The following is a 9,255-nucleotide window of genomic DNA, read 5'->3' as shown; positions in this document are numbered from 1 at the left end:
GAGGAATGCAAGAGCCGTACAACGGAAAAAGATATTCAAATGCTTAATACGCGTTTAGCTTATCAAAAAAGGGGAATATAATGGCACTTTTTCCATTTTCTATTGCTGATATTGATGATCCTGAATGTATTCGTGTGGTTCTTTATGCTAGCGGAAGAATGGGACATGCTCCTTTAAACGCATTGTTGAAGAAAGCATATGAAGATATTACAAAAATTTTAAAGCGCATGGATGCTTTAGCAAAGCGCATGGATGCGTTAGAAAAAAAATTAAATACTCTAGATCCTACCAAGGTCGAACAGAAAAAAAATACGAAAAAAGAGAATCAAGACAGTATTAATAATGTTGTGAGTGCTGGAATAACGACATCGAGCAGTATAGTGAGCGGATCAGAATTTAAAATAGAAGCATTGTCCGCTGGAGACATATTTTTTTCTCCAATAAACGAGACGCCAAAAATAGACTACAGCTCTTTTGTTTCAAAACTTACAGCACATGAGCCGCTAGAAATACACAGTAATGTTAGTCAATACATGGGTGTTGAGCAGTCTAGAGGGATTTCTTCTTTGTTTAAAAAGGAAAAATAGAAAAGAGTGGTCATAACAAACTGATTATAACAATAGGTATGGGTTGAAGCTATAGATCAGATGCACCTTATTTATATCTTCGGTGGGGTGTGGAATTGCACTCTGTTTGAGATGTTAAAAAAAGGTAAAAGTTGTTGCAGGAAAGTTGATCATGAGTTGTTGGGGAGATTAGGGCGCATATTGAAATCTAAGGGCAAGTTTTTAAAGCCTACAGAGAAAGGAGCTGTGCCCAAACAGAAACGCGTGGCAAAAGAAGTTTGTAGACGATAGAAAATCTTGCAATAATTTTAAAAAGCTTTTGGATAGAGCGTTCAATGATTTTAAATTTATAAACAATTTGCTGTTTCTACGCTTTTTTAAAAGAGAAAAAAAGCAGTTTAGTGCAATTTTAATTTGCCAAAAATCCCATAAAAAGAAAAATTTAATTGTCACAAGAACAAAAGCAGAAAAATTCCTATAAGAAAAAAATGCGTGTCATTATATCTTTTCTTATAAAGAAGAGCAATGTTGTACTGTTTGAGCAGGCTTGAAAGAGAAATTTTCACTTGTTTTCTTATCAAACAAGATTGTACAAGCGGTTGTTGATTTGTCTTATCCTGCTTATACTGTAAATACTGTCCTTTCAGGTGTGATGATATAAGGCAAGCCTCTTTGTAAGAGCTCAAATAACACAAAAAGTGTTTTTAAAGGCGTGCCAAATATTTAAGGCAGGGCTTATTTGTTGAGCTTTAAGTTTAAGTAAATCACATGTGGGAAAGCTAAATGGACCCCGCTATAATCCGAGCTATTAATAGATCAGATTGGGTGAAGCCTCGTCTTTTGAAGTGGTGGATGCAAGTTAAGAAAAATTATCTTTTACAAGCGTAAAAGAACGGATTTTATTATAATTATGGACTTAAACCATGTGTGTTTTTCATGGATGATATTGAAATAAAGCTACAAAGTATTTTGATTTATTTGATACGTTTTGATTTTAGAAAGTGCGTTGTTGCAAATGACTTCCATTAATACGAAGGCGTCATTATTTATACTCTTTTTGGATAAATTTTATAAATATAATTAAAAATCTTGCAATATTATACGATTTGTGTATAAGTATTTATTATTGATTTCTTTTGTATTTTATTTTAATTATATCTCTATTCATAAGCCGCGCCATTTAAAGGTGCGGCTTTTTTCTGTTTAATAGCAGGGGTGCTATATATCTATTATTGAGGTGGCTTTGGATATTTTTTTCATTATTGTATTTTGTGATTTCGTTTTGCAGTGAAATCTCTAAATTCTTGAGTGTTTTATCCCAATAAGGAAGATTCAAAATAAAAATGCAGGTATCTGTTTATTTTTTTTGCGTTGATTATAATGGGGGGCGTTGAATAGTTAAAGAATGTTTGTTACTGTTTGACGGAGAGTGATATGGGTGAAGCGTAAAATGGTGGCGCACTTGAAGGTCCATTATCATACATGCTCGCATGATCAAAAATGCAAATGTGTCTTTTACAGTGTTTGTTGATCTCGATTAGAAAGTCCATTCTTTTCTTTGTTTGGAGTTTTACATCAATAATTTCTTATCTTGTTGTCGTGCTGCCTTTTGAGAGTGTGGTGATAGAAGGCATGTAAGATTTTATATATTGAAGTGTTTGTGTGTGGTAAATATGAGGGGTGTTTTTTCGTCATGTGATGAACTCTTCGGGCGGTGGGGATTTTGTCCATAAAGCGTCATAAAATATCACTTTTTGTTCTGTGGTGATAGAGATCCCACGAGGGGGAAAGAAGAAGGGGAAAGTCAAGTGGATTTTGTGAGCCAATCATGTAAACTGGAACGGATTCCATGCGGATATAAATCAGGCTTTGTTTGTTGCATATAGCGCTATTTGTTGCATAACTTGTGATAGCCAATTCTCTAAATAAAGGGATTTGACCGGTAGCAGAAAAAAGAAATCATTACGAGATAGCAAGTGTGCTTGTTTCAGAATGTCTAATGCTTTTGCATGACAAAGGAACGCGAAACTCTGTCACGTCGTCCTTTCATGTTTTCGAGTTCAGGGTTGTCCATATATTTCCTTCAACTTGATCTTTATGCATAGGACGCAAGGGAATTGGAGGCAAGAAATTAGGATGAACATTTTGGGACAAGCAAAAAGCCAATATGTTACGCTCGTTGTTTTACAGCATGTTTGATAAAAAGCTAGGACATCTTTCCAATCCATTATGTGTGTAACCTTAAGGCGTTGTTTTCTTAAGAGAGTACAGAGCTTTTTTGTTGCTTGTCAAACAACATCAAATCTCAACGCTACAGCATGTTTGAGAGAAAGAAGAATGAGAATCCTACAGATTCAGAAGGGCAAAACTCTCTGAGTGACTCCAGCTTTTGTAAGCTAGACTTTATGTATGACAGATGGGGGCTGTATTTGAGTGATTGCTGAAATAGAGAGACAGCCTTATTGAGAAAAATATAAAGGCATATTAATCACTCTTTGTGCTATCATTTTTTTTCTTTATAATTTTCAAAACTATCTATAGCAATATTATTTAAATAATGAAGATAATGCCTTATGCCTTTGTGTATCGCGTGTCTTTTTGGGATTATGCCTCTCACATAAAAACAGAATGCCCCAAATATTATTTGTCTCCGAATATATATTTATTGCATATTTACGGACTTGTTTTAAAGAGATATCCCACTCCCAAGTCCCTTTCACAAGAACACTCGTCAATGGTATAGGGGTAAAGCCCCTATGAAATGGATAAAACTTATAAGGTATCTCCCTCATCTTTATGCTTCATAAAAGTGCAGGTTGGTATTCTCATATATTTTTCCAACTCCCAATGTTACGAAAGCCTTGGTTCGTGAGACGATTCATAAGAGGTATATGCCTTTTTTGTACAGTTTTTAATCCACATGCCAGCTCCGCGTGTAACATGCAAGAAAAAGAGTTTGATTCAACAGCAAACAGATTGAGGATGAAAAATCCTATGGTATTCGGGTCTCTCATTCAATATGCAAAACAATAAATAATCTTTATAAATCAATGTGATATATCTTAAAGAAGACGAATTGTTTATAGAGCTGCATGGATGAAGAATCTTCGTCTTTTAAGGTGATGAAAGAAAATTATAATCCCTATTTTTTCATAAAGGGCATGAGAAAAGTGTTTCACAAAAATTTTATACGATAAAAAAAGAGAGTCTTTTGACATAAGAGTCTTGATCGTTTGCCGCTATAACCTGTATTGTGTATACAGATGCTTCTATCATTTTTTGCTGTAAAAGCTTCTCTTGGGATGTTAAAGGGTACAATCTTTATGGAAAAAAGAATCCGTGCAAGGCAAAAGGCTTATTTCAAAAGATTATATCGCAAGATTGCTTTTGTTTGCATAATACTTTTTTGTGTAGTGATTTTGTGTTTTGTTGTTGCAAAGGTGATCAGTTATTTTTCTTCTCATAAAAAAATAACACAACAAGCACCCGTTGAATTGGTTATTCCTGTTTTTGATCTGCGCGTATATTGCAAGGAAATTTCTGCTTCCGTTATGCCCGATATGAAAAGAGAAGTCTATCAGCATTGTCTTAATTTGGAAAGTGAGGCCTATTTTGCTATTCGTGAAATGTGGGATCAGCTTTCTGATACTGCAAAAAAACAATGTTTGACGTTGGTACGACCTGGGGATGGAAATTATTTTCTCTTACGCGATTGTTTTCTCAATGAAAAAGAAAATAAAAAAGGCAAAAGACGCAATTACTTTTAAGTTTTTATACGGAAAGTTAAAAGGATGCGAATTTTGATGAGAAGATAAAAACCTCTTAAATTACGATCTGCCTCGAGACCAATAGCAATTTGATTTATTTATCTTGTTATATCACACTTCTTATTTAAGATGTGGCGACATAAGGCATGGATGCCTCCTTGAAATGTTTAAGGGGGCGTGGTGGAGTTTTAGGAGGATTTGTTGAGCTTTTTTAAGGGAAATAACAGGTGTGGGAAATCCATTTCGTAATGGTTCTGGTGAAGGGTATAATGGTAAAGCCCCCATGAAGTGTATAAAATTTATAGAGCATGTTCATCTTTACGTTTCAAACAAGAGTAAGCCCCAAGTACCACTTACACTTTGCGAGCTTTCAATGGTGTTTGCTGACAGCCCTTGAGCCTTAGAGATGGTTCATAAGAGGCACTTTTAGCCTTTCTTTATCGTTTTTACTCCACACAGGCTTTTCCGTGTGTAACATGAAAGAAAAAGAGATTGATTCAATAGCAAACAAATTGAGGATGAAAAATCCTAGGGTATTAAGTTTTCTTACTCAACACAAAAAATATGAATGATCATTATAAATCAATTCAGTGTACGAATTTTACAAAAATTTTGATTGTTGACAGAGCAGTGTGACTTGAGAACCTTCGTTCTTTGAGGGCGTAAGTCAATAGAAATGACAAAAATGAGTAAAAAAGAAACATTCCTTTTATAAACATTCAAGGCTGCTTCATGCGTAAAGTGCTGTGCTGGGTTTACAAATGTGCTTGTTTTATAATTCCAGTTTTCTTTATCAGAAAAGATAAGAGAGGAAATGCGTTATGCCATTCTTATTGATAGTTTTTGAGAAGAAGCTGATTTTTAGGAAAGTGTGACATATTGGTCATTTTTTTCATAATTTGATATTTTTTTGTATTTAAATATTTTGCTTTTTAAGCTCAATTTGTTATAAATAAAAACTGTGATTAATTTAAAAACTCCATGGGTTAAAATAGAAATTGATAGTATCTGGCTTATTTAGGAAAGAAGATTAATCTCTTGGTGATTATAGGGCTTGAATAATACTTCGTATTAATCTATCTATAAAAATCAAGAGGTTTTGTGAAGCGATCGTGGATTATCGCTCGCAAGGGGTTGCTTTAGCGATGAAGAGAGGCTATATATCATAGGATAAAGAGGTTCGCGCAGTGACTCGTTGGGATGGAAGTGCTTGTGAGTTAAATGCACGAGGGGGTAGAGGGTATCGGCGTTTTTAGGAGCGGTGGTTTTAGAGCAAAAAAGGAAGCTTCTAATATTCTCTGGCAGGAATTTTTCTTTGTCAGGTGTGTTGTATGTGTGTTTTCCTTTTTGTTTTCCACAAGATAATTATTTTTTTAGTGAAATATGGTTTATTTTAAAAAAAACACTTGGCATTTTATGTGAACATCATTAGGTTTCTGCTGTTTAACAGAGAAAGAGGGAATTTTTGATTTACGATTTCCCTGCTGTTTTGTGATTTTCAAGAAAATATATGCTTTTATCAATATCAGTAGGGTTCGTTTGAGTAAAATAAACGCGGATAGCTTGATAACCGTATGTTAAAAATGATTAGCATTATCAAAAGGTAATGCAATGAGGAAGAGTCAATTAAGACATACATTAAGACAAACACTCCAAAAAGGGATAAAGATGAGGCCACAACAAAATAGACGGGTACGCGGTCGCAATAATAACAATAATGGTAATAACAATAATAATCGTCGCGGTCCTAATCCGTTGTCTCGCAATTATGAAAGCAGCGGTCCGGATGTTAAAATTCGCGGGAATGCTCAGCAAATTGCCGATAAATACATAAGCCTTGCGCGTGATGCACAAGGTGCGGGTGATCGTGTTATGTCGGAGAATTATTTACAACATGCCGAGCACTATTTGCGTATTATTTTAGCAGCAGCTGGACAAATGTCTCAATCAGTTCGACGTGATGAAAATCGTGGTGATGAAAATCGTGATGAAAACAACGAGCAAGAATGCGGTGAAATAAATCTTGACGGTGAAAAAAAGGATGCTGTTGAGGGTGATACAGATGTATTACAGATGCCGTCGCAAAAAAATGGTAATGGCCAATATGCTAAAACGCAAAATGGGGATGCGCGTGAAAATGCTTTAGAGGCTCTATCGGATGAAAAAACGGATCAAGAGCACTGTCACTCTGAGAAAAATGTTGAACCTGTCAAAAAAACACGCCGTTCTCCCCGTCGACGTACTGTACGGACCCAACAAGATGAATCATCTCTTGAGCTTTCACTTACAACAGCAGAAAGCACGAGCAATGGAGATGCATCAACAGCAACAAAAGAGGTTTCTTCGTTGCCTGGATTAGGTGAGGGAATACAGAGAAAAACGCGCCGTCGCCGAGTAGTCAATCTTGAAGCAGAGGAAAATGTTTAAACCTGAAGGGTGCTGTTTAAGCGCTTGTGGTGATGTTATTAGTATCATGATGGTGAATTATATATGCTCAAGAAGCTTTTTGCGCTTCTTTGAATTTTCACGGTCAGTACTAGGAACTTAACGAAGGGTGTTGACAGAAAAGATTGCCCCTTTGCTGGGATTTAAGTAAGGGGATACAGAGAAAAACGCGCCGTTGCCTAAGTGGTCGCATCTTGAAGCAGAGGAAAATGTTTAAACCTGAAGGATGTTGTGTAAGCGCTTGTGATGATGTTATTGGTATCATGATGGTAAATTATATATGCTCAAGAAGCTTTTTGCGCTTTCTTTGAATTTTCACGGTCAGTCCTAGGAACTTAACGAAGGATGTCGACAGACAAGATTGCCTCGTTGCTGGGATTTAAGTGGGGGGATACAGAGAAAAACGCGCCGTCGCCTAAGTGGTCGCATCTTGAAGCAGAGGAAAATGTTTAAACCTGAAGGGTGCTGTTTAAGCGCTTGTGATGATGTTATTGGTATCATGATGGTAAATTATATATGCTCAAGAAGCTTTTTGCGCTTTCTTTGAATTTTTACGGTCAGTGTCAGGAACTTAACGAAGGTTGTCGACAGACAAGATTGCCTCGTTGCTGGGATTTAAGTGAGGGAATACAGAGAAAAGCACATCCGTGTATTTTAAGAGACAGTTCTTGTATAAAGAACGCAATGTCGTTGTTTTATTTATTGACACTTATATTTAATATTGTTCAATGTATTTATGCCCATTTTGCGATGGTGCTCATGAATTCTATCATGTGAAATCCATCGGTTATCTTTGCTTAATAAAAGATGTAAGCTGGGCGTTATAGCTTTAATTTTCAATGTTGCAACAGTTCTTCTTTTGATACCGGATCATTCATAAGAGGTATTTTTATTCATCCATTTCCTTGCTGGGATATGTGAGCAAATGATTTTGATTCAGTTTCTCATGAACAGATTTGAAAGGGGAGAATCCTACAGTATTTGAGGTTCTCGTTCGACATGTAAAATAAATGATCACTATTAAATTAATATGTTGAATTTTTGCACTCAAGAAGATGTCTTTCTTGTACGTTCATTAGAATTTTCCTAAGCGATGTCAGTTTGCTTAAGCATGGGAATGCGTTGATAGAAAGGTTTCTTCTTTTCCAAGATTAGGTCAGGAGATACAGAGAAAAACGCGCCGTCGCCCAAGTGATCGTATCTTGAAGCAGAGGAAAATGTTTAAACCTGAAGGATGCTATGTAAGCGCTTGTGGTGATATTAGTTTGCTTAATGAGGCATTGTTTCCGATATTTCTTTTTTTGTTTCAACAGAAAGAACGGCGATTAATGCACCAGTGTGATAATTGTAAATCATAAATTTTGTTTGTCTATCAGGGGTTAAAACTTTCAGTACAATATTGTGTTCTGAGAGGCTTTGCGACAAAATCTGTGTTTTTTCCGGTAGAGAGAGCGTATGATTGATAACGTGTGGGGTTTTGCTGGGAGAGGAAGATAACTCTATTTGTTTTGGCGCTGATCCGGTTGCGACCACTTTATAAACAATTAAAAACAGTACGGTTAGAATAAGGAAAAGCGTTATTAAAACGGAAATAATCATTAAACCCATAAGTTTTTTTCTCACTCGTTCTACAGCAGGATCTAAAGGGAGATCTTGAGGCAGAGAGTTTTGCTCTGTGTGATGGTCTTTTGAAGGTTGCATTCGCTTATTATCCATCATGTCTTTCATTGATTATTTTTTTGAGATCTGATGGGTTTATGCTTTTAAAGTTTTTTGTGCAAGAGATTTGTGGAAGAAGAATGCAAAAGAGGAAGCGATGTTGGTAAAATACCTTCTTTCTGGACTGTAGATATCTTGTTATTTTCATTTTGGCTTTTAAGCAGGAAATTTCCACGGTTTGTTACAGACCAGATCAATTTTACTTCTTGTTGATGTAAATCTGCATGGACGTCTATACATTGGGCAAAAATTTGTTGTCCAGAAAATGCAAAATTTTTTGTGGACGGTATCATGGATTGTTCACATGCTTGAGCCGTTGGATAGATTTTAACCATTGTATTGTTCGAATAGCAACTATTGAAATCATCTGTACATGAAACTAATAAGAGGATAAAAACAAGGGGATTCATCAATTATTTTCCAAATGAGAGGTTGACAGCATGGGCTCCAATTTGTCAGCCTAGGGGCTTCTTCACCGTTAAACGTTTTTACAGTTTTTTAGTTCCCCCTTTGAGATGTCCGTTCCCCCTTTGAGATGTCCGTTCCCCCTTTGAGATGTCCGTTCCCCCTTTGAGATGTCCGTTCCCCCTTTGAGATGTCCGTTCCCCCTTTGAGATGTCCGTTCCCCCTTTGAGATGTCCGTTCCCCCTTTGAGATGTCCGTTCCCCCTTTGAGATGTCCGTTCCCCCTTTGAGATGTCCGTTCCCCCTTTGAGATGTCCGTTCCCCCTTTGAGATGTCCGTTCCCCCTTTGAGATG

At 36.3% G+C, this 9,255-nt stretch carries 5 protein-coding genes; 3 read left to right on the top strand and 2 right to left on the bottom strand.

The annotated features are described in order from the left end of the window. The first annotated feature begins 80 nt into the window (after positions 1-80). The 3 genes from ACFIKQ_RS01330 (at position 81) to ACFIKQ_RS01320 (ending at position 6,760) form a co-directional block, all read left to right on the top strand. Positions 81-587: a hypothetical protein gene (locus tag ACFIKQ_RS01330; protein ID WP_375635646.1), complete on the top strand. Its 507-nt coding sequence runs from the start codon at positions 81-83 to the stop codon at positions 585-587. Positions 588-3,889: 3,302 nt separating this feature from the next. Continuing rightward, complete coding sequence (locus ACFIKQ_RS01325) at positions 3,890-4,333, top strand: hypothetical protein (RefSeq protein ID WP_375635647.1); 444 nt, start codon at positions 3,890-3,892, stop codon at positions 4,331-4,333. A 1,668-nt stretch (positions 4,334-6,001) separates the two neighbouring features. Continuing rightward, on the top strand, positions 6,002-6,760 hold the full coding sequence (locus tag ACFIKQ_RS01320) for a DUF4167 domain-containing protein (protein WP_375644532.1): 759 nt from the start codon (positions 6,002-6,004) through the stop codon (positions 6,758-6,760). Between the two features lie 1,287 nt (positions 6,761-8,047). On the opposite strand, the gene ACFIKQ_RS01315 is transcribed toward ACFIKQ_RS01320, so the two are convergent. Next, the gene (locus ACFIKQ_RS01315; RefSeq protein WP_375644543.1) at positions 8,048-8,497 is read right to left on the bottom strand and encodes a hypothetical protein; all 450 of its coding nucleotides are present in this window, start codon (positions 8,495-8,497) and stop codon (positions 8,048-8,050) included. Positions 8,498-8,541: 44 nt separating this feature from the next. Further along, the gene (locus tag ACFIKQ_RS01310; RefSeq protein ID WP_375635665.1) at positions 8,542-8,907 is read right to left on the bottom strand and encodes a hypothetical protein; all 366 of its coding nucleotides are present in this window, start codon (positions 8,905-8,907) and stop codon (positions 8,542-8,544) included. Between the last annotated feature and the right edge of the window lie 348 nt (positions 8,908-9,255).

Origin of the sequence: Bartonella sp. MR63HLJHH, from assembly GCF_042194155.1 — a bacterium.
GTDB lineage: Bacteria > Pseudomonadota > Alphaproteobacteria > Rhizobiales > Rhizobiaceae > Bartonella > Bartonella grahamii.
This window is presented reverse-complemented; position numbering and strand designations above follow the sequence as displayed.